Source organism: Nocardioides sp. WS12 (assembly GCF_014108865.1).
In the GTDB taxonomy this organism is placed as follows: Bacteria; Actinomycetota; Actinomycetes; order Propionibacteriales; family Nocardioidaceae; genus Nocardioides.
Map to the genome: position 1 here is coordinate 3,708,290 of NZ_CP053928.1, position 18,769 is coordinate 3,727,058.

The window sequence follows — 18,769 nt, forward strand, 5'->3', positions numbered from 1 at the left end:
TCCTCCGATCGCACCGCTTCGTGTCGATGGGACAGGCACACCCGCAGACAGAACTGGAGCAGGCCGTGGCCGGACGCCTCGCTCGGGCAACGATGCCCGCGACGGGCTTCGGCGTCGCGTACGCCCTGGCCACCTTCGCGGGGCGTGCCACCCGGGTGGAGGGCAGCGAGGTCTCGTTGATCTGGCCCGCGGCCGCCGTCGCCGTCGTGTGGGGTCTGCATGCCCTGACCCTGGGTCCCGCCGCCATGGCAGCCCACTGGGTTCTCCTCGCTGTCCTGACGTGTCTCGTCAACCTGGCCACAGGTGGCAGCACCGGCCTCGCGCTCTGGTTCGCGGTGGTCAACGTCGCGCTGGCAGCCATCACCGCCGTCGTCCTTCAGTACGGCGGCCGCCCGGTCGCCCTGCGCGACCCGACGGACCTGCGCCGAGTCGTCGTGGCCGTCAGCGCCGGCAGCCTCGTCTCCGCCGCCCTCGCCGTGGCCTACTTCGCCCACGCTGACGAGGGCGACCCGGTGCTGACCTTCGTGCTGTTCGCTGTTCGCAACGCGGTCGCGGCGCTTGCCGGCCTGGCATTGGTGCTGCACTTCAAGGAGGTCCGCTGGGAGTGGCCCCACCCCTCACCCGCACAGTTGCTGGAAGCTGTCGGGTGCATCGCCGTCTCCGTCGCGATCTTCGCGCGGGTGTTCTGGTTCAACCCCGGACTGCCCACCGCCTTCGCCATCATGCTTCCGGCCATGTGGGTGTCGCTCCGTTACACGACGACAGTCGGAATGCTGTTCATCGGTGCATCCGGCACGTCCATCGTCTGGGCCACCCTGCTCGACCGCGGAGCCCTGCAGGGCATCGAGTCTCACCAGCAAGCACTGCTGGCGCAGGGCATGGTCGGCAGCCTCATCCTGGTGGTGCTGGCCCTGGCGCTCTTCCGCGACTCCCGGAATCGCCTGATCGTGCAGTTCGAGGCCGCACGACGTCAGGCCAGCGAGGAGGCCGACCTGCTGGCAGCCGTCCTGGATGCAGCGTCGGAGCTCTCCATCATCGGCACTGACCCTGACGGCGTGATCACCGTCTTCAACGTCGGCGCCGAACACATGCTCGGGTGGACCAGTGCCGAGATGCTCGGTCGCAGCCCGGCGGACGTCCACGATCCGCAGGAGGTCGTCGCCCGGGCCGAGGAGCTCGGTATCGAACCCGGTTTCGACGTCTTCGTCCACGATGTGCGGCCGGGGTCGGCGGACGAGCGTGAGTGGACCTACATCCGCCGCGACGGGACCCGGCTGTCCGTCAGCCTGACCGTGAGCGCAATGCGGTTCGTCGACGGCGTCCCCACCGGCTACATCGGGATCGCGACGGACATCACGGCACGCAAGCGTGCCGAAGCCGAACTCCACCATCTCGCACTGCACGACCCACTCACCGGGCTCGCGAACCGCACACTGCTGACCAATCGCGCCGAAGAGGCGCTCACCAGCAAGCAGGCCGCGCGGGTCGGGCTCATCTTCCTCGACCTCGACGGCTTCAAGTTGGTCAACGACACGTGGGGCCACAGCGAGGGCGACCGGGTGTTGATCGGCGTCGCGGAACGCATCCGCAGCGTGGTCCGCCCCGATGACACCGTCGCACGGGTCGGCGGCGACGAGTTCGCCGTACTGTGCCTCGGTGTCGCGAACCCCGGAGACCTTGAGGCACTCGCCGAGCGGATCCGGTTCGCTGTCGGCCAGCCCTATCCGCTCGAGTCCGGCAACGAGTTCAACGGCATCACCGGCAGCATCGGGGTCGCGCTCGCCGAGCGCGGATGCACCTCCACGACGCTGCTGAAGCGTGCCGATCACCTGATGTACCAGTCCAAGCAGGGCGGCAAGGATCGCATCACCCTGGACGAGGCAGCGCTACCGCTCGTCTGAGCCGGCGCTCGTCTGATCTTCGGCTCGTCTGATCTTCGGCTCGTCTGAGCCGGCGCTCAGGAACAGCCGACCTGCTGGGCGATCCGCACCACGTCGGCCACCGGTACTCCGGGGCTGTAGCGGTAGCCCTGCACTTCGTCGCAACCGCGCTCGCGGAGGTAGGTCTCCTGGATCTCGGTCTCGACGCCCTCCGCGACCACGGCCATGCCGAGGGCATGCGCCATCACGATGATCGCGTCGACAATCGCCGCTTCGTCGTGCGGTGACGTGATCTCCTGGACGAATGACCGGTCGATCTTGATCTTGTCGATCGGGAACTTCGTCAGGTACGCAAGGCTGCTGTAGCCGCAACCGAAGTCGTCCACCACGATCGAGACCCCGAGGGATCGCAGTGAGTCCAGCATGGCAACGACGTCGCCGTGGTCCTCGATCAGGATGCCCTCGGTGATCTCCACCTCGAGCTGCTTGGGCTCGAGGCCCGAGGCCTCGAGCGCGTCGGCGATCTCGGACAACCACGCCTCCCCGCGCAGCTGGCGAGGAGAGACGTTGACGGCCAGCCGGAGGGGACGACCGAGCTCTGCCTGCACCTGGGCCAGCGCCGTGCAGGCGGTTCGGAGTGCCCAGTCGCCGAGCTCGGCGATCATGCCCCCGTCCTCGGCAACGGGGATGAACTGATCTGGCGGGACCGGCCCCAGCGAGGGACTGTTCCAACGAGCCAGGGCCTCGACGCCGACCACCAGGCCGGACGCGAGATCGACCTGGGGCTGGTACGCGAGCGAGAGCTCATCCTGGTCAATGGCCTGGCGCAACGCGGCAGAGAGCGACAGTTTGCCGTTGTTGTCGTCCAGCATCCGGTGCTCGAACCATCTGACACGGTTGCGGCCGGTCGACTTGGCGGCGTACATCGCAATGTCGGCATGCTTCAGCAGCGAGGCTGGATCATCCCCATCGGCCGGGTAGAGCGTGGCACCGATGCTCACCGTCACGGCGAGCTCGTACCCGTGGACGACGACCGGCACGACGACGGCCTTCAGCAACTCATCGAGGCGCTGGTCGAGGTCGGCACCCGGGTCGAGATCGTGCATGACGACGACGAACTCGTCGCCACCGAGGCGCGCCACCATGTCGTCGTTGCGGACACACATCAGCAGGCGCTCGGCGATCACGACCAACAACTCGTCACCGATGTGATGGCCGAGCGAGTCGTTGACGCGCTTGAAGTGGTCCAGGTCCAGCAGCAACAGGGCCACCTGCCCCTGGGCCTCGCCGACAGCCTCGAAGGCGTGGTCGAGATGGCGCAACAGGAGTGACCGGTTCGGCAGGTTGGTCAGCCCGTCGTGGGTGGCCATGTGCTCAACCCGCTCGCGCGCCTCGATCCGGTGCGCGATGTCATAGGACACCAGGATGAATCCGCCGTCACCCTCCAGCGGAACAATGGCCTCGCAGACCGGGATCGTGCGTCCGTCCTTGTGCCGGTAGGTCCACTCACCCTCGTCGCCGTCGACGCGGCTCAGCGCAGGTGTCCCGTCGCTGTAACGGGCGCGCTCGACGGCATCGATCTCGGTGATGCTGCGCCCGACGAGTTCCTCCTGGCGGTACCCGAGAAGAGACTCGGCGGCAGGGTTCGCCGTCACCACCTGCCCCTGGGCATCGGTGGCGATGATGCAGAACGGAATCGTGTCCAGGATCGAGCGGCGCAGGACGTCATCCCGGGCGGCGTTCTCGGCGGCCTGGCCGCGGAGCCGCTCGGTGATGTCGATGATCGATGCCAGAACGAATCGTTCGTCATCGATCTCGATCGGGTTGAGCCCGATCTCGACCGGCATCTCGGTGCCGTCCTTGCGCAGGCCGAACAGCTCACGACCCACGCCCATGCCCCGTCGGTCGGGGTGCACGAAGTAGGCCTCGCGCTTCGCGTCGTGGTGCCCCCGGAAGCGGCTCGGAATCAGGTCCTCGACCCGCAGTGCGAGCAACTCGTCGTGCGTGTAGCCGAAGGACCGCTCAGCCTCGGAATTGGCCACGACCACCTGCCCGGCGCCGTTGACCACGATCATGGCACTGGGCGCGGCGTCGATGACCAGCCGCAGCCGGTCAGTCACGGTGGATCCAGGTCGTCGGCGCAGTTTCCTCGGCTCGGGAACCCATCACTACTCCGTATCGTCCGGCCAGGGCATCCCGTCGACACCCATCAGCCTGACTGTCCCATCGGCCGACGACGCGCCGGGCAAAGCAAGTTGGGACCTCGGTCCCGGATTCCTCAGCGATCGGTCAGGGTCGCGTGGAAGCCCCGCGAGCGAGGGACGCGGCGTCCTAGGGTCCCTGACATGGAGAAATCCGGGACACACGTACTGCAGCGCGCCGTCGGCGCGCTGATCTTCGGCACCGCTGCCGCTGGGGCCGGCCTGCTGTGGTGGTCGGTTTCGGACACCGCCAGCGGGACCGCCGAACCCAAGGACGGCCTCGTCCTGGGCGCCTGGCACCTGCTCTACGACACGGAGGTCCCCAGCGTTTCGACCCTCGCGGCCGCGGCCGGCCTGGCACTGCTCTTTGCCGCCGGCGTCGCGCTCCTCGAGCGCCGGATCGCCAACCGGGCGCGCCGCAGCGACGACGGCCGACGCCTCCCCCTTTCCCCTCGCCACGTGATGGCCGAGACCCGTGGCCAGTTCCACGGAGAGGTCACCCTCACGGTCCTGGTCCCCGCTCACAACGAGGAGCAAGCCATCACGGGCACGCTGGCCGCGCTGTTCGCACAGTCCTATCGGCCGCAGCGCGTGATCGTGGTCGCCGACAACTGCACCGATGACACCGTCGCCCTCGCCCGCCGAGCCGGCGCGGACGTGTTCGAGAGCCAGGGCAACGTGCACAAGAAGGCCGGAGCCCTGAACCAGGCACTGGCCCGGGTGCTTCCCGACCAGGGTGAGAACGACCTCGTCATGGTGATGGACGCGGACACCTCCCTCGACGCCGGCTTCCTGGAAGCAGTTGTTCGCCGGATGACCGGGGACCGAGGCCTGATGGCCATCGGCGGCCTGTTCTACGGCGAGGACGGCAAGGGCCTGATCGGTCAGTTCCAGCGCAACGAGTACCTCCGGTACGGCCGCGACCTCCGCCGCCGCCGCGGCCGGGTCTTCGTCCTCACCGGAACCGCCACCGTGTTCCGTCCGCGCGCGTTGCGCACCGTTGCCGCAGAACGCGGTCAGATGCTGCCGGGCGTGCCCGGCGACGTCTACGACACTCTCGTGCTGACCGAGGACAACGAGATCACCCTCGCCCTGAAGACCCTCGGTGGGCTGGTCATCTCTCCGGCTGACTGCACCGTCGTGACCGAGGTGATGCCCACCTGGCGCGGCCTGTGGGTCCAGCGCCTGCGGTGGCAGCGCGGCGCCCTGGAGAACCTCGGCGAATACGGGATGCGGCCCGCGACATTCCGCTACTGGGCCCAGCAACTCGGCATCGGGTACGGCGTCATCGCGTTGATGTCCTACCTGCTGATGATGGTGCTGATGACCCTGTCGTTCGACTCCTGGGTGTGGTTCCCGTTCTGGCTCGGCACCGGGATGATCTTCACCATCGAGCGGATCATCACCGTGTGGCCGGGCGGGTGGCGCGCCCGCGTCCTCGCCGCAACGCTCTTCCCGGAGCTGGCCTACGCACTGTTCCTCGACCTCGTCTATCTCAAGGGGATCATCGACATGTCGCTCGGTCGCGCAGCCAGCTGGGGCTCCGTCGTCCAGACCCCGACGCACCGAGCGGTGGAGGTCTGATGAACGCCCTGCTCTCCCCCCTGGGAATCCTGTTCCCCGAGGCGCTCGTGCGTTCGCACCCGTTCGCGATCCTCGCGGCGTTCGTGGCGATCAACACCGTCATCTACGTCGCCCTCACCGTCGCCAAGGCGATGCCGAAGATCTACTTCGGCGACTACCTGCCGCGGAATTACGCCCGCGCCGAGACCCGGAGCATCTACCCCGACGCCCCGAGCTGACCGCTCCGGTGGTTGAGGTGCGAGGAGCACCAGCGACGAGCCTCGAAACCTCCGGCCCACTTCACGTGGGTTCGCTCGGGTTTCGAGGCTCGCTTCGCTCGCACCTCAACCAGCGACGGCGACTACTTGGCGGAAGCCTCCGCGAGCAGCTTGATCAGCTCGGGCATGCCACCGGCCCACTGGAAGCTCAGCGCGGTCGGCGGGGAGACCGCCGAGATCCGCGTCCGGCCGACAACCTGGGCAACGCCACCGTCCTTGACGGCGGGGATGGCGAGCGCCTTCTGGTCCTTGAGGAAGGCGGCAGCCTGCGTGTCGTCGTCGAAGTACGTCACGACGACGTCGGCGTCGATCTCGTCGACCTTCTCGTAGCTCATGTCGAAGTAGAAGCCACCCTTGGAGGTGTCCAGCTTCGCAACGCTCGGCGCGACGTCGAAGCCGAGCTTCGTCAGGATCGCCAGGCGCGGGTCGAGTTCGGTGTAGAGCGAGAGGGTGCTCGGTGCGGGGTAGAGAGCGGCGATCTTCTTGCCGTCGAACTCCGGGTGCTTCTTGGCCTCGTCGGCCAGGAAGGTGTCGATGTCGCCCAGGATCGTGTCGCCGTGTGCGCTACGCCCCAGCGCCTTCGCGGTGATCTTGATGGTGTCCTGCCACGTCGTCGTCCAGGCGGCCTCGGGGTAGGCGACCGTCGGGGCGATCTCGTTGAGCTTCTTGAACTGGTCCTCGGTAATGCCGGAGTACGGCGCCAGGATCAGGTCGGGCTTTGCGGCGATGAACTCGTCGTAGGGCACGGTCGCGCCCGAGCCGTCGTCGGGGAGCAGCGTCGGGTGGTCGACGCCCTTGGCGTCGTACGCCTCCTCGACCCACGGGAGGAGGTTGCCCTTGCCGACGGTCCAGAGCTGCTCGGCGATCGCGACGGGGTAGACGCCGGAGGCGATGGCCGCCTCGGTGGAGCCCCAGCCCCAGGTCGCGACCCGCTTCGGCTCGTCCTTGATCTCGGTCTTGCCGAAGGCGTGCTCGATGGTGATCGGGAACGAGTCGGTGACGTCCAGCGTGGTGGTGCCGGAGTCCTTGTCGTCGCTCTCCTGGCCGCAGGCAGCCAGAGCCAGCACGGTTGCCAGACCTGCGACGAGCGCAGTGGTCCGGCGGAAGGCACGTGTACGCACGTGTCTCTCCTCAATCTCTCGGGGTTGGAATGAGGAAAGCCTAACCTAACTAAATGAGCACGCCACGTCGGGTCCGGCCCTTGGGCACGACGAGGGGTCCCCCGGTCACGGGATCAGCGATCACCTCGGCGTCGAGACCGAACGCCTCACGCACGGAGTCGACGGTCAGGACGTCGCCCGGCGCTCCCTGCGCGGCGATCCGGCCGCCGGACATCACGACCATGTGGTCGGCGTACCGCGCGGCGTGGTTGAGCTCGTGCAGCACCATCACCACGGTCGTGCCGCGCTCCTCGTTCAGGTCGCTGAGCAGGTCGAGCAGCTCGAGCTGGTGGGTGACGTCGAGGTACGTCGTCGGCTCGTCGAGCAGGACGGCGTCAGTCTCCTGGGCGAGCACCATGGCGATCCACACGCGCTGGCGCTGCCCACCGGACAGCTCCTCGAGCCGCCGATCGGCCAGGTCGGCCAGGCCGGTTGCCTCCAGCGACCTCATCACGACGGCGTCGTCGTCGCTGCTGTGCCGACCGAACCAGCCCTGGTGCGGGAACCGGCCGCGCCCGACGAGCTCTGCAACCCGGACACCGTCGGGCGCGATCGACGTCTGGGGCAGGACGCCCACCAGACGGGCCAGGTCACGACGCGACAGCGCACCGATGTCCTTGCCATCGATGCTGACCCTTCCGCCCGAGAGCGGGTGCAACCGCGCCAGGCCGCGCAGCAGCGTCGACTTGCCGCAGGCGTTGGGGCCGACGATCGCGGTCACCTTGCCCGGCGGCAGCTCGAGGTCCAGGCCCTCGATGACTGGGTGACCCTTGTAGCCGAGGGACACACCCTCGGCGGTGATGGCAGTGCTCATGAGGTCGCCTTTCGATCGCTTCGGGCCAACAGCCACAGCAGGTACGGCGCGCCGACGAGCCCGGTCACGATGCCGACCGGGGCAGTGAGTCCGCCAGGGAGGTAGTACTGGCCCACGACGTCCGAGAGCATCGTCAGCGCTCCACCGACGACGGCGGACGCGACCAGCGCGGGGCCGCCGTCGTCGACCAGGCGCCGCGCGATCGCGGGAGCGACCAGCGCAACGAACGCAATCGGACCCGCCACGGCCGTGGCCAGCGCCACCAGGGCGACACCGATCAGCAAGGCCAGGACGCGCGACCGCGTCGGCCCGAGGCCGAGTCCTTGCGCGTGCTCGTCGCCGAGGGCCAGCGCCCGCTGGTGCCGGGCAATCGGCACGGTCAGCAGGACCAACGCCGCGACGCCTACGGCGAGGGTGCCGAGCGTCCCGTCCCGGACGTCGGCCACGCTGCCGATGGTCCACAGCAGCACGGTCCCGCCCTCGCGCTCATCGGCTTCCGCGAGGCGCCAGGAGATCAGGGAGCCGCAGAGATAGGCGATGCCGACGCCGACGAGAACGAAGCGAATGCCGTGCAGGCCGTTGCGCCAGGCCAGCACCCAGATCGCCACTGCGGCGGCCAGCGCACCGGCTCCGGCGGCGAGGTTCACGGTGACACCGGCAGCGCCGTACCCGACCACTGCGGTGACCGCACCGAGCGAGGCGCCACCGGAGATGCCGAGGATGTCAGGGCTGGCGAGGTTGTTGCGCAGCGTCGACTGGAACAGCGCGCCTGCCAGGCCGAACGCGACGCCGGCGATGATCGCGGCCAGTCCACGCGGCAGGCGCAGGTCCTGGACGACGAGCAGGTCGAACCGGTCCCCCACCCCGAACAAGGCCGGGAAGGAGCGCTCCGGCGGCACACCCGCCGCGCCGAGCCCGAAGGTGATCAGCAGCAGGCCGAGGCACAGGCCCGCACCGACCGCGACGACCACGAGGGTGCGCAGGCGGTGCCGACGACGGATGCGGGTGATCGTGCCGAGTTCGAGGGTGGCGGTCACAGGCCGGCCACCCGTCGACCGCGGGCCACGGCGATCAGGACAGGCGCTCCGATGAGGGCGGCCACGACCCCCGCCTCGAGTTCGTCGGCCTTGACCAGGCGGCCGATGATGTCGGCGGTCAGCAGCATGACCGGCCCCAGAAGGGCGCACAGCGGAACGATCCAGCGATAGTCCGTGCCGACGAGGCGACGAGCCGCATGCGGGACCGCGAGACCGACGAGGGCGATCGGGCCAGCCAGGGCGGTCGCCGTACCGGCGAGGCAGATGATGGCCAGTCCGGCGATCGCGCGAGTGGTGCCCACGCTCTGGCCCAGGGCGGCGGCAACGTCGTCGCCGAGCGCCAGGCCGTTGAGACGGTGCGCCGAGAACAACCCGATGGCGGCACCCGCGGCAATGAACGGCCACAGCACTTCGACCGCGGCCAGGTCGCGTCCGTTGAGGGCGCCGACCGCCCAGAACCGGAGGCTGTTGAAGGCGTCGATGTCGCGGAACAGCACGAGGTTCGAGATGGGGGTGAGCAGCGCCGTCAACGTCGCGCCGGCGAGCGCCAGTTGCACCGGACGGCCGTGGCCGATGGCGAAGACCGTGATCGCAGCGATCGCCGCACCGAGGAAGGCGAACCACACGGCACCGACCGGAGAGATGACGCCGAACGCCGTCGCGGCGACGACGATGCCCAGGGCGGCGCCGGCGTTGAGCCCGAGCAGGCCGGGGTCGGCCAGCGGGTTCCGGGTGATCCCCTGGGCGAGGACGCCGGCCAGTCCGAGGGCAGTACCGGCCAGCAACGCGATGATCGTGCGCGGCACCCGCTGCCCGCGAATCACCGCGTGGTCCACGTTGCCGGCGACCGGATCGGTCAGTGCCCGCCAGGACTCACCGATGGCGACCTCACGCACCCCCAGCGCCAGGCTCAGGACGACGCCGAACAGGACCAGCACCAGCGCACCCACGAGGATCAGCGCACGCGAGGTGGATCCGGACGTGACCAGCGCACGCTCCGGAGCCAGCGCCGCGGCCTCATCCAAGGTATGCATAACCTAAGTTTCCCACACGGGGTGGACCGTCAGGAAAGCAGGATGCGCACACCGATCCCGATCAGGATCAGGCCACCGGCCAGGGTTGCCCAGCGACCGAGTCGCTCCCCCACCCGGGCGCCGATGAACACCGCGGCCAGCGCGAGAGCGAACGTGATGACGCCGATCAGTACGACAGCCAGCAGGACGTTGACCTCGAGGACGCCGAAGGTGACACCGACGGCCGCGGCGTCGATCGACGTGGCGATGGCCAGCGGCAGCACCGAACGCACGGTCACGGTCGGAGTCGTGTGCTCGTCCGCGTCATCCCCGAACGACTCCCACAGCATCTTCGCGCCGATCAGGCTCAGCAGACCGAACGCGATCCACGGAGTCGCGGTCTCGACGGCGTCGGCGAACCAGAACGCCAGCACCCAGCCGAGCACCGGCATCAGCGCCTGGAACAGCCCGAACATGCCGGCCATCAACAGGGCGTCGCGCCACCGGGGGCGGCGCAACTGGAGCCCCTCGGCGAGCGACACAGCGACCGCATCCATGGCCAGGGCAAAGGCAAGGATGACGAGTTCGAGGGTGGTCACTGACGATTCCGTTCCATGAGCGAGCGGCCTCAGTCCGCCAAAAAGCGAGGCGCCGGGCCGCGACCTCTGGGGGGGTCGGTCGCGGCCCGACGCCGTCCATCATGTCATACCAATGGTTCGCTTGGGCCATCTGGGGCAGGACCGCATCCCGGTTTCAACTCACTCCCAGAAGACCCGATCCACCACCGCGCGGGCCCTGCGCGTGATCCGCAGATAGTCGTCCAGAACCCGGTCCGTTTCGTCCAGTTGATAGCCCAGGATCCCCGCCGTCGCGCGCCTCTCGATCGTCGCGCGAGGGAACTGGTCGCCCGCGCGGCCGCGAGCGAGGAGCAGTCCGTTGCGCACCCGCGAGGCCATCCGCCACGAGGTCGCGAGGGTCTCGGCGTCCTCGTGGGTGAGCAGGTCGGCGTCGGCAGCCGCCGTCAGCGCGGCCAGGGTCTGCGCGGTGCGCAAGCCCTCGACGCGGGCGCCGTACCGCAGTTGCAGCAACTGCACCGTCCACTCGATGTCGGCCAGTCCCCCGCGGCCGAGCTTGAAGTGCAGGGTCGGGTCGGCGCCACGCGGCAACCGCTCCTTGTCCACCCGCCCCTTGATCCGGCGGACCTCCACGATGTCGTCATCGCTCAGGCCCCCTTCGGGGTAGCGCAACGGGTCGATCAGCGCCGTGAAGCGCGCGCGCAGGTCGGCGTCACCCACCACGGCGTCCGCGCGGAGCAGCGCCTGCGCCTCCCACACGTGCGACCACTTCGCGTAGTACGCCGCGTAGGAATCGAGGGTCCGGACCAGCGGCCCCTGGCGTCCTTCGGGGCGCAGGTCGGCGTCGACCACGAGCGCGGGGTCGGGACCTGGCGCGCCCAGCGCTCGTCGTACCTCTTCGGCAACGGCACGGGCGTAGGTACCGGCCTCGTGGGCGTCGACCCCCTCGACCGGATCGTGCACGAAGAGGACGTCGGCGTCGCTGCCGTAGGACAGCTCGAAACCGCCGTATCGGCCCATCGCGATGATCGCGATCCGGGTCGGCGCGTCCTCGAGGTGGCGCTGGCGCCGGACGGTCTGGCCGGCGACCTCGAGGGTCGCCCCCAACGTCGCGTCGGTCAGTCGGGAGAGCGCGAAGCCGACCTCGTCGACGGTGACCAGCCCGAGCACGTCACCGGCCGCGATGCGCAACAGTTCGCGTCGTCGTACGGCGCGCACGGCACGGACCGCCTTCTCCCCCTCCTGGCGACGAGCGCTCGCGAGCATCTCCTCGGTGAGGGCGTCCGAGCCCAGCGGCCGGAGGTCGCCCGCGAGCAGGCGCACCCCGGCCGGCTCGCGCTCGAGCAGGTCGGTGCAGTAGCGGGAGGTCGCCAGCAGGTGCGCCAGTCGCTCGGCGACCTCGCCCTCGTCGCGGAGCGTGGAGAGGTACCACGGAGTCCGCCCGAGCTCCTCGCTGATCCGCCGAAAGCCGAACAGTCCCCCATCGGGATCCGGGCACTCCGCGAACCACTGCAGCATCGCGGGCAGCAGGGTGCGCTGGATCGCGGAGGTCCGACTGACACCGGACGTGAGCGCTTCCAGGTTGCGCAGCGCTGCCTGCGGGTCGGCGTACCCCAAGGCCGCGAGCCGCGCCCCCGCCGCTTCCGAGGACAGGCGGACCTCGTCGGAGCCGATCCTGGCAACGGCGCTGAGCAGCGGCCGGTAGAAGATCTTCTGGTGCAGCCGACTGACCTCGCGGCGGTAGTCCTGCCAGGTGTCGTCGAGCCTCTTCTCGGACTCCTTGAGGAAGCCCAGGCTGCGCCCGAGGCGCCGCATCGACGGCGCGTCGGAGGGTACGACGTGCGTGCGCTGCATCCGGTAGAGCTGGATGCGGTGCTCCAACTGGCGGAGGAAGCCGTAGGCGCGATGGAGCGCCTCACCGTCCTCCCGGCCGACGTAGCCACCGCGGCTCAACTCGGCCAGGGCGCTCAGCGTGGTGGACGGCCGGATCCGCTCGTCGGCGCGCCCGTGGACGAGTTGCAGCAACTGGACCGCGAACTCGACGTCGCGCAGGCCACCGGAACCGAGCTTGAGCTGGCGATCGGCTTCCTTCGCGGGGATGTGTTCCAGGACCCGTCGACGCATGGCGCGGGCTGCATCCACGAAGCCCTCCCGGTCGGCCGCCGACCACACCATCGGAGCGACCATGTCGACGAAGGCGCGGCCCAGGGCGAGGTCCCCGGCGACCGGCCGGGCCTTGAGCAGCGCCTGGAACTCCCACTGCTCGGCCCAGCGCTCATAATAGCTCTGGTGACTGGCGAGGGTCCGGCTCAACGGGCCCGCCTTGCCCTCCGGCCGCAGGGCGGCGTCGACCGGCCAGATGGTGCCCTCGGCCGTGTGCTGCGAGCAGACCTGCATCAACTGGGCCGCGAGGCGGGACGCGATCTTCCCGGCGGCCGACACGATGGCCCCGTCCGCATCGGGGTCGGCCGGCTCGTGGAGGAAGATCACGTCGACGTCGGAGACGTAGTTCAGTTCGTGGCCACCGCACTTGCCCATCGCGATCACCGCGAGCCGCACGGTGGCGGACTCGGGACCGACCCGCTGGCGCGCGACGGCGAGCGCTGCGTCGAGCGTTCCCGCAGCGAGGTCCGAGAGTTCGGCCGCCGCGTCGTCAACACCCAGGTGGTGGGCCAGGTCCCGGGAAGCCAGGCGCAGCAACTGGCGGCGGTACTCGACGCGCAGCGCGTCGATCGCCTCGTGATCAGGTGCCGTCGCGACCGGCGAGGCGTCCGCGGCATCGGCGCCGACCGCCGCCAGCAGTGACGCCCGCATTGCCCACGCCGCCGGGCGGGTCGACCCGAGATCCGGATCGGTGAGCTCGCGCCACTGCTCGGGATGCTGGCACAGGTGATCCGCCAGGGCGGTGCTCGCGCCGAGCACGCAGAGCAGGCGCATCGCCGTACCCTCGTCGTCGCGAAGGGCGGTCAGCAGCGCCTCGCGATCGTCGACAGCGGCCGCCAGCCGACACAGCGCGGTCAGTGCCGCGTCCGGGTCGGCCGTCTGACCGAGGAACGCGAGCAGGTCCACCCCACCCGCCCCGAGCTCCTCGAGTTCCGTGACGGCGCGGTCGAGTTCGACGAACCCCAGCCGCAGCAGGTCGCTGCGGGTGGTCCGTCGAAGGTCGGCCGGCGTCACGGAACCATCCTCACGCCGGGGTCACAGGACGGGGAGCATCCGGTCACGCTCGAAGGCGGAGACCTGGCCGCGGTACTCGTCCCACTCCGCGCGCTTGTTGCGGAGGAAGAAGTCGAAGACCTGCTCCCCCAACGTCTCGGCCAGCAACTCGGAGTTCTCGGCGATGCTGATGGCCTCGTTGAGGTTCTTCGGGAGCGGCTGGATGCCGAGGCTGTGCCGCTCACGCTCGGTCAGGGCCCACACGTCGTCCTCGGCCTCGCGCGGCATCTCGTAGCCGTTCTCGATGCCCTTGAGCCCGGCCGCAAGTACGGCGGCGTAGGCGAGGTAGGGGTTGCAAGCCGAGTCGAGGCTGCGCAGTTCGATGCGGGTCGACTGCCCCTTCAACGGCTTGTACATCGGCACCCGGATCATCGCCGAGCGGTTGTTGTGCCCCCAGCAGATGTACGACGGCGCTTCGCTGCCGAACATCATCCGCTTGTAGGAGTTGACCCACTGGTTGGTGACGACGCTGATCTCGCTGGCGTGCTGCAGGACACCGGCGATGAACTGCCGACCAGTCTTCGACAACTGGTACTCGGCGCCCGCTTCGTAGAAGGCGTTCTGGTCGCCCTCGAAGAGCGAGACGTGCGTGTGCATGCCCGAACCGGGGTGCTCGGTGAACGGCTTCGGCATGAAGGTGGCCCACAGCCCCTGGCTGAGCGCGACCTCCCGGATGACCGTGCGGAACGTCATGATGTTGTCGGCGGTGGTCAGCGCGTCGGCGTACCGAAGGTCGATCTCCTGTTGGCCCGGGCCCGCCTCGTGGTGGCTGAACTCCACCGAGATGCCCATCGCCTCGAGCATGGTGATCGCCTCGCGGCGGAAGTCCGAGCCGTGCGAATGGGCGGCGTGGTCGAAGTACCCGCTGCGGTCCATCGGGACCGGCTCCTCGCCCGGCTGCGGCTCACCCTTGAACAGGTAGAACTCGATCTCGGGGTGCGTGTAGAACGTGAAGCCCTGCTCGGCTGCCTTGCTCAGGGTCCGCTTGAGGACGTTGCGGGGATCGGCGTACGACGCCGAGCCGTCCGGCATCACGATGTCGCAGAACATGCGAGCGGTCGACGGACCCTCGCTGCTGCGCCACGGCAGGATCTGGAAGGTCGTGGGGTCGGGCAGCGCGAGCATGTCCGACTCGTAGACGCGGGCGAAGCCCTCGATCGCCGAGCCGTCGAAGCCGATGCCCTCGGAGAAGGCGCCTTCGAGCTCTGCGGGCGCGACCGCGACCGACTTGAGGGACCCGAGCACGTCGGTGAACCACAACCGGACGAACCGGACGTCGCGCTCTTCGAGTGCGCGGAGAACGAAGTCTTCTTGCTTACCCATGGCGTCAGCGTAGGGGGTCCTGCGCAGTGGCGTTGGTGCGGCTCGATGGGAGTCGGTCACGTTGTTTTGGTGAATCCTCTGCATTCTGTCGGACCTTCTGCGCAGGATGGCCGCTGGCCGGGCTCCCCCGGTCGCAGTACATCCGGGATGAACCAATCAGTGGGGAACACAATGTCCGTCTGGAAGAACCGCACCACCGCCGTCGTGGCCGGCGCTGTCGTGATCGTGGGCCTCGGCGCCACGGGGGCCACCGCCGCCCGCCTGATCACCTCGCTCGACATCAAGAACGACACCATCCAGTCCGTCGACGTCCGCAACGGCACGTTGACCCGGGGCGACATCGCGGACGGCACCCTCACGGGCATCGACATCGCCGACGGATCCATCCGCTCGGCCGACATCGCCACCGGTGGCGTCGGCACGTCGGAGATCGTCGACGGCACCATCGGCCTGGGCGACCTGTCCCCCGCCGCCAAGAGCGGTCTGGCCCCGGCTGAGGGGACCACGGGCGTGCTGGTCGACACCCTCGGCACCTCGACGCCCATTACACACATCGGCGGCCCGATCAACGCCAACAACACCGACCTCGAGACCGGCCTGATGCTGCCCGCGGGCAAGTACCTCGTCACCGTCGACGGCGCGTTCAAGGGCGCGGCCTCGAGCGCCCCGGCGATCGACGTCTACCCGCAGCTCTCGCTGTGGCTCGACAAGAACGACGACGGCGATTTCCAGTGGGATGCGGTTGCGCCCGAAGGCGACATCAGCCCCAACGCCTTGATGCCGAACGCGGCGAACCGTCACATCTCGGTCAGCGGATCCAGCGTCATCACCTTGTCCGCCCCGACCTACGTCGGCCTGCTGGCGTTCGGCTACGCCAGCGACACGTCTGACGCGCGCAGCGGCGAGATCAACGTCATCGGCGCCACGATCACCGCCACCCCGCTCAACTGACAACCCGCTGGTCACCGGCCTCGGGGCCGGTGGCCAGAAGGCCTCCCGAACACCTCGAATCAGGCGTGAATTCTCGTTCCACCCGGACCATGGCGCGGGCCCCGAAGCAGGTCTACCGTCAAAGGTGACGACCCGTTCATGGGCCGCACGAGAAAGGAAACGCCATGGCCACCACCCACCAGCGCGAGCACCTCACGCACGACATGCGCGAAGAGCTCCATGACCTCGCCAACTTCTCCAGCATCGACTCAGATCGGCAAGGACGGGTAGCCCTCTGGGTGACCTTCACTGGCCTCGCGATCGTGTGGGGGCTGGACATGATGTTCTCGTTCATGACCGACACCTGGGACAGCTACGTCTCGGTGTGGGCCAACAACTTCCTGCCCGGTGACGCGAGCGACGCGACGATGTGGATCGGTGCCCTCACCGTTGCCCTCGGCCTGCTCGTGGCGGCCGCGCCCCACTTCGGTGCCGACGTGCTCGGCATCTGGCTGGTGATCCTCGCCATCAACGTGTTCAGCGTCGACAACATGGCGCACCTCGGCGTGGGCATGCTCGCGCTCGCCGCCTGCTGCTTCGCGCTGGCCCGGATGGCCCGCGGGAACCACGTAAGAGAGGCGTAGCCCGGAGGACATGGGGCGGCGGGGGTTCGGGCCCCGCCGTCGTACTCCCCTGCGGCCTCAGGCCTTCGGGACGTTCTCCAGCTCGGCCAGCCAGGCGGCCGGGCTGGCGTCCGACGGCATCCGCCAGTCACCGCGCGGTGACATCGTGCCGCCGGCGCTGACCTTGGGGCCGTTCGGCAGTGCCGACCGCTTGAACTGGCTGCTGAAGAACCGCTTCGTGAAGACCTCGAGCCACCGGCGCACCGTCGCCAGGTCGTACGACGCCCGGCGCTCCTCGGGGAAGCCCGGAGGCCACTCCCCGGTCGACTGGTCGCGCCAGGCGTGCCAGGCAAGGAAGGCGATCTTGCTCGGCCGGTAGCCGCGCCGGATCACGTGGTAGAGCGTGAAGTCCTGCAGGGCGTACGGCCCGACGGAGTCCTCGGTCGCCTGCGGCTTCTTGCCGTCCTCGGTCGGGATCAGCTCCGGAGTGATCTCCTGCTCGAGGATCTCCTGGAGCACCACGTCGGCTTCGTCGTCGTAGTGCTTGCCGTCGTGGAGCTGGTCGGTGTCGATCACCCAGCGGATCAGGTGCTGGACCAGCGTCTTCGGGACGCCCGCGTTGACGTTGTAGTGCGACATCTGGTCACCGACGCCGTAGGTGCACCAGCCGAGCGCGAGCTCGGAGAGGTCGCCGGTGCCGAGCACGATGCCCCCGCGGTGGTTGGCGAGGCGGAAGAGGTAGTCGGTGCGCAGCCCGGCCTGGACGTTCTCGAAGGTGATGTCGTAGACCGGCTCGCCGTCGCTGTACGGGTGATCGAGGTCCTCGAGCATCTGTCGAGCGGCCGGCTTGATGTCGAGTTCTGCGAACGTGCAGCCGAGGGCAGTCGCGAGGCGGGTGGCGTAGGACTTCGTGGTGTCCCCGGTTGCAAAGCCCGGCATCGTGAACGCGTGGATGTCGCTGCGCGGGCGACCCAGCCGGTCCATCGCCTTGGCGGCGACGATCAACGCGTGCGTCGAGTCGAGACCGCCGCTGACCCCGATCACGATCTTCGGGTTGCCGATGGCCTTGAGTCGCTGCTCCAGCCCGGAGACCTGGATGTTGTAGGCCTCGTAGCAGTCGAGGGCGAGCCGCTCGGGGTTGTCGGGCACGAACGGGTAGCGGTCGACCTTGCGACGCAGGCCGATGTCTCCCGCGGGCGGGTCGAGGGTGAACTCGATGACGTCGAAGTCGCCCGCGCCGGTCGTTGCAACCCCGCGTGCGTTGTCCTCGAAGGTGCCCTGCCGCTGGCGCTCCTGGCGCAACCGATCGAGGTCCACGTCGACGACCGTGCGTCGCGGGCCGTCCGGGAACCGCTCGCTCTCGCCGAGCAGATCCCCCATCTCGTAGACCATGGTCTGGCCGTCCCACGACAGGTCGGTCGTGGATTCACCCTGACCCGCAGCCGCGTAGACGTAGGCCGCATTGCAGCGGGCGCTCGCACTGCGGGCGAGCAGGTGCCGGTCCTCGGCGCGGGCAATCGTGATCGGACTGCCCGACAGGTTCGCCAGCACCGTGGCGCCAGCGAGCGAGGCGTAGGCGCTCGGCGGGATCGGCACCCACATGTCCTCGCAGATCTCGACATGCAGCGCGAGACCGGGAACGTCAGATGCCTGGAAGATCAGGTCGTTGCCGAAGGGGACGTCCGTCCCCCCGAGCGTGATGACCTCGCCGCGCTGGTCCTCCCCCGAGGCGAACCAGCGGGCTTCGTAGAACTCGCGGTAGGTCGGCAGGAACGACTTGGGCGCCACACCGAGGATCTCGCCTCGGTGGATCACCACGGCGCAGTTGAAGATCCGGTTGCCCTTGCGGATCGGTGCGCCGATCGCCAGCACCGGCAGCAGGTCCCGGCTGGCCTCGACGATGTCGCCGATCGCCGCGAGCACCGCGTCCAGGAGTACGTCCTGCAGGAAGAGGTCGTCGACGGCGTACCCGGTCAGTCCCAGCTCGGGGAACACCGCCACCGCCACGCCCTCGTCGTGGCAGGCCCGGGCCTGCTCGATGGTGCGGGCAGCATTGGTCGCGGGGTCGGCGATGGCCACCGGCAGGGTGACCGCGGCAACCCGGGCGAACCCGTGGGCATAGGCCGAGTAGAAGTCCACGAGGCGAGTCTAGGGAG

Annotated in this window: 14 protein-coding genes; 5 read left to right on the top strand and 9 right to left on the bottom strand. The window is 69.0% G+C overall.

The window, feature by feature from the left end:
* The first annotated feature begins 26 nt into the window (after window positions 1–26).
* Window positions 27–1,901 carry a diguanylate cyclase gene (locus HRC28_RS17960; RefSeq protein ID WP_202033106.1) on the top strand — a complete coding sequence of 625 codons (1,875 nt, stop codon included), beginning with the start codon at window positions 27–29 and terminating at the stop codon, window positions 1,899–1,901.
* Window positions 1,902–1,957: 56 nt separating this feature from the next.
* Here HRC28_RS17960 and HRC28_RS17965 read toward each other — a convergent pair whose 3' ends face one another.
* The gene (locus HRC28_RS17965; RefSeq protein WP_182376807.1) at window positions 1,958–4,000 is read right to left on the bottom strand and encodes an EAL domain-containing protein; all 2,043 of its coding nucleotides are present in this window, start codon (window positions 3,998–4,000) and stop codon (window positions 1,958–1,960) included.
* 225 nt (window positions 4,001–4,225) lie between these two features.
* On the opposite strand from HRC28_RS17965, the gene HRC28_RS17970 reads away from it, so the two are divergent.
* Window positions 4,226–5,665 (top strand): glycosyltransferase family 2 protein, encoded by a 1,440-nt coding sequence (locus HRC28_RS17970; RefSeq protein ID WP_182376808.1) that lies wholly within the window; start codon window positions 4,226–4,228, stop codon window positions 5,663–5,665.
* Window positions 5,665–5,883, top strand: coding sequence for a hypothetical protein (locus tag HRC28_RS17975; RefSeq protein ID WP_202033107.1), 219 nt, complete (start codon window positions 5,665–5,667; stop codon window positions 5,881–5,883). The genes HRC28_RS17970 and HRC28_RS17975 overlap by 1 nt, the downstream gene beginning before the upstream one ends.
* 122 nt (window positions 5,884–6,005) lie before the next feature.
* On the opposite strand, the gene HRC28_RS17980 is transcribed toward HRC28_RS17975, so the two are convergent.
* The 7 genes from HRC28_RS17980 to glnA all read right to left on the bottom strand — a co-directional run bounded on the left by HRC28_RS17980 (window position 6,006) and on the right by glnA (window position 15,060).
* On the bottom strand, window positions 6,006–7,043 hold the full coding sequence (locus HRC28_RS17980) for an ABC transporter substrate-binding protein (protein ID WP_182376809.1): 1,038 nt from the start codon (window positions 7,041–7,043) through the stop codon (window positions 6,006–6,008).
* Between the two features lie 49 nt (window positions 7,044–7,092).
* Window positions 7,093–7,896, bottom strand: a complete 804-nt coding sequence (locus tag HRC28_RS17985; protein ID WP_182376810.1) for an ABC transporter ATP-binding protein — start codon at window positions 7,894–7,896, stop codon at window positions 7,093–7,095.
* A complete protein-coding gene (locus HRC28_RS17990; RefSeq protein ID WP_182376811.1) occupies window positions 7,893–8,933 on the bottom strand; it encodes an iron chelate uptake ABC transporter family permease subunit in 1,041 nt (346 codons plus the stop codon). Before HRC28_RS17990 ends, HRC28_RS17985 begins: the two co-directional genes overlap by 4 nt.
* The gene (locus tag HRC28_RS17995) at window positions 8,930–9,967 is read right to left on the bottom strand and encodes an iron chelate uptake ABC transporter family permease subunit (protein WP_182376812.1); all 1,038 of its coding nucleotides are present in this window, start codon (window positions 9,965–9,967) and stop codon (window positions 8,930–8,932) included. Before HRC28_RS17995 ends, HRC28_RS17990 begins: the two co-directional genes overlap by 4 nt.
* 29 nt (window positions 9,968–9,996) lie before the next feature.
* A complete protein-coding gene (locus HRC28_RS18000; protein WP_182376813.1) occupies window positions 9,997–10,545 on the bottom strand; it encodes a manganese efflux pump MntP family protein in 549 nt (182 codons plus the stop codon).
* Window positions 10,546–10,704: 159 nt separating this feature from the next.
* Window positions 10,705–13,698, bottom strand: coding sequence for a bifunctional [glutamine synthetase] adenylyltransferase/[glutamine synthetase]-adenylyl-L-tyrosine phosphorylase (locus HRC28_RS18005; RefSeq protein ID WP_182376814.1), 2,994 nt, complete (start codon window positions 13,696–13,698; stop codon window positions 10,705–10,707).
* A gap of 21 nt (window positions 13,699–13,719) precedes the next feature.
* Window positions 13,720–15,060 carry a type I glutamate--ammonia ligase gene (glnA, locus tag HRC28_RS18010; RefSeq protein ID WP_182376815.1) on the bottom strand — a complete coding sequence of 447 codons (1,341 nt, stop codon included), beginning with the start codon at window positions 15,058–15,060 and terminating at the stop codon, window positions 13,720–13,722.
* Between the two features lie 171 nt (window positions 15,061–15,231).
* Between glnA and HRC28_RS18015 the strand changes: the two genes are divergently transcribed.
* Window positions 15,232–16,011: a hypothetical protein gene (locus HRC28_RS18015; RefSeq protein ID WP_182376816.1), complete on the top strand. Its 780-nt coding sequence runs from the start codon at window positions 15,232–15,234 to the stop codon at window positions 16,009–16,011.
* 164 nt (window positions 16,012–16,175) lie between these two features.
* Window positions 16,176–16,634 (top strand): hypothetical protein, encoded by a 459-nt coding sequence (locus HRC28_RS18020; protein WP_182376817.1) that lies wholly within the window; start codon window positions 16,176–16,178, stop codon window positions 16,632–16,634.
* A gap of 57 nt (window positions 16,635–16,691) precedes the next feature.
* On the opposite strand, the gene HRC28_RS18025 is transcribed toward HRC28_RS18020, so the two are convergent.
* Window positions 16,692–18,752 (bottom strand): NAD(+) synthase, encoded by a 2,061-nt coding sequence (locus HRC28_RS18025; RefSeq protein WP_182376818.1) that lies wholly within the window; start codon window positions 18,750–18,752, stop codon window positions 16,692–16,694.
* Between the last annotated feature and the right edge of the window lie 17 nt (window positions 18,753–18,769).

What these genes read in the sequence shown, in the direction of transcription:
- HRC28_RS17970 (WP_182376808.1), top strand. Translation starts at nt 4,226, where the DNA reads ATGGAGAAATCCGGGACACACGTACTGCAGCGCGCCGTCGGCGCGCTG.
- HRC28_RS17975 (WP_202033107.1), top strand. Translation starts at nt 5,665, where the DNA reads ATGAACGCCCTGCTCTCCCCCCTGGGAATCCTGTTCCCCGAGGCGCTC.
- HRC28_RS17995 (WP_182376812.1), bottom strand. Translation starts at nt 9,967, where the DNA reads ATGCATACCTTGGATGAGGCCGCGGCGCTGGCTCCGGAGCGTGCGCTG.
- HRC28_RS17960 (WP_202033106.1), top strand. Translation starts at nt 27, where the DNA reads ATGGGACAGGCACACCCGCAGACAGAACTGGAGCAGGCCGTGGCCGGA.
- glnA (WP_182376815.1), bottom strand. Translation starts at nt 15,060, where the DNA reads ATGGGTAAGCAAGAAGACTTCGTTCTCCGCGCACTCGAAGAGCGCGAC.
- HRC28_RS17985 (WP_182376810.1), bottom strand. Translation starts at nt 7,896, where the DNA reads ATGAGCACTGCCATCACCGCCGAGGGTGTGTCCCTCGGCTACAAGGGT.
- HRC28_RS18015 (WP_182376816.1), top strand. Translation starts at nt 15,232, where the DNA reads ATGTCCGTCTGGAAGAACCGCACCACCGCCGTCGTGGCCGGCGCTGTC.
- HRC28_RS18020 (WP_182376817.1), top strand. Translation starts at nt 16,176, where the DNA reads ATGGCCACCACCCACCAGCGCGAGCACCTCACGCACGACATGCGCGAA.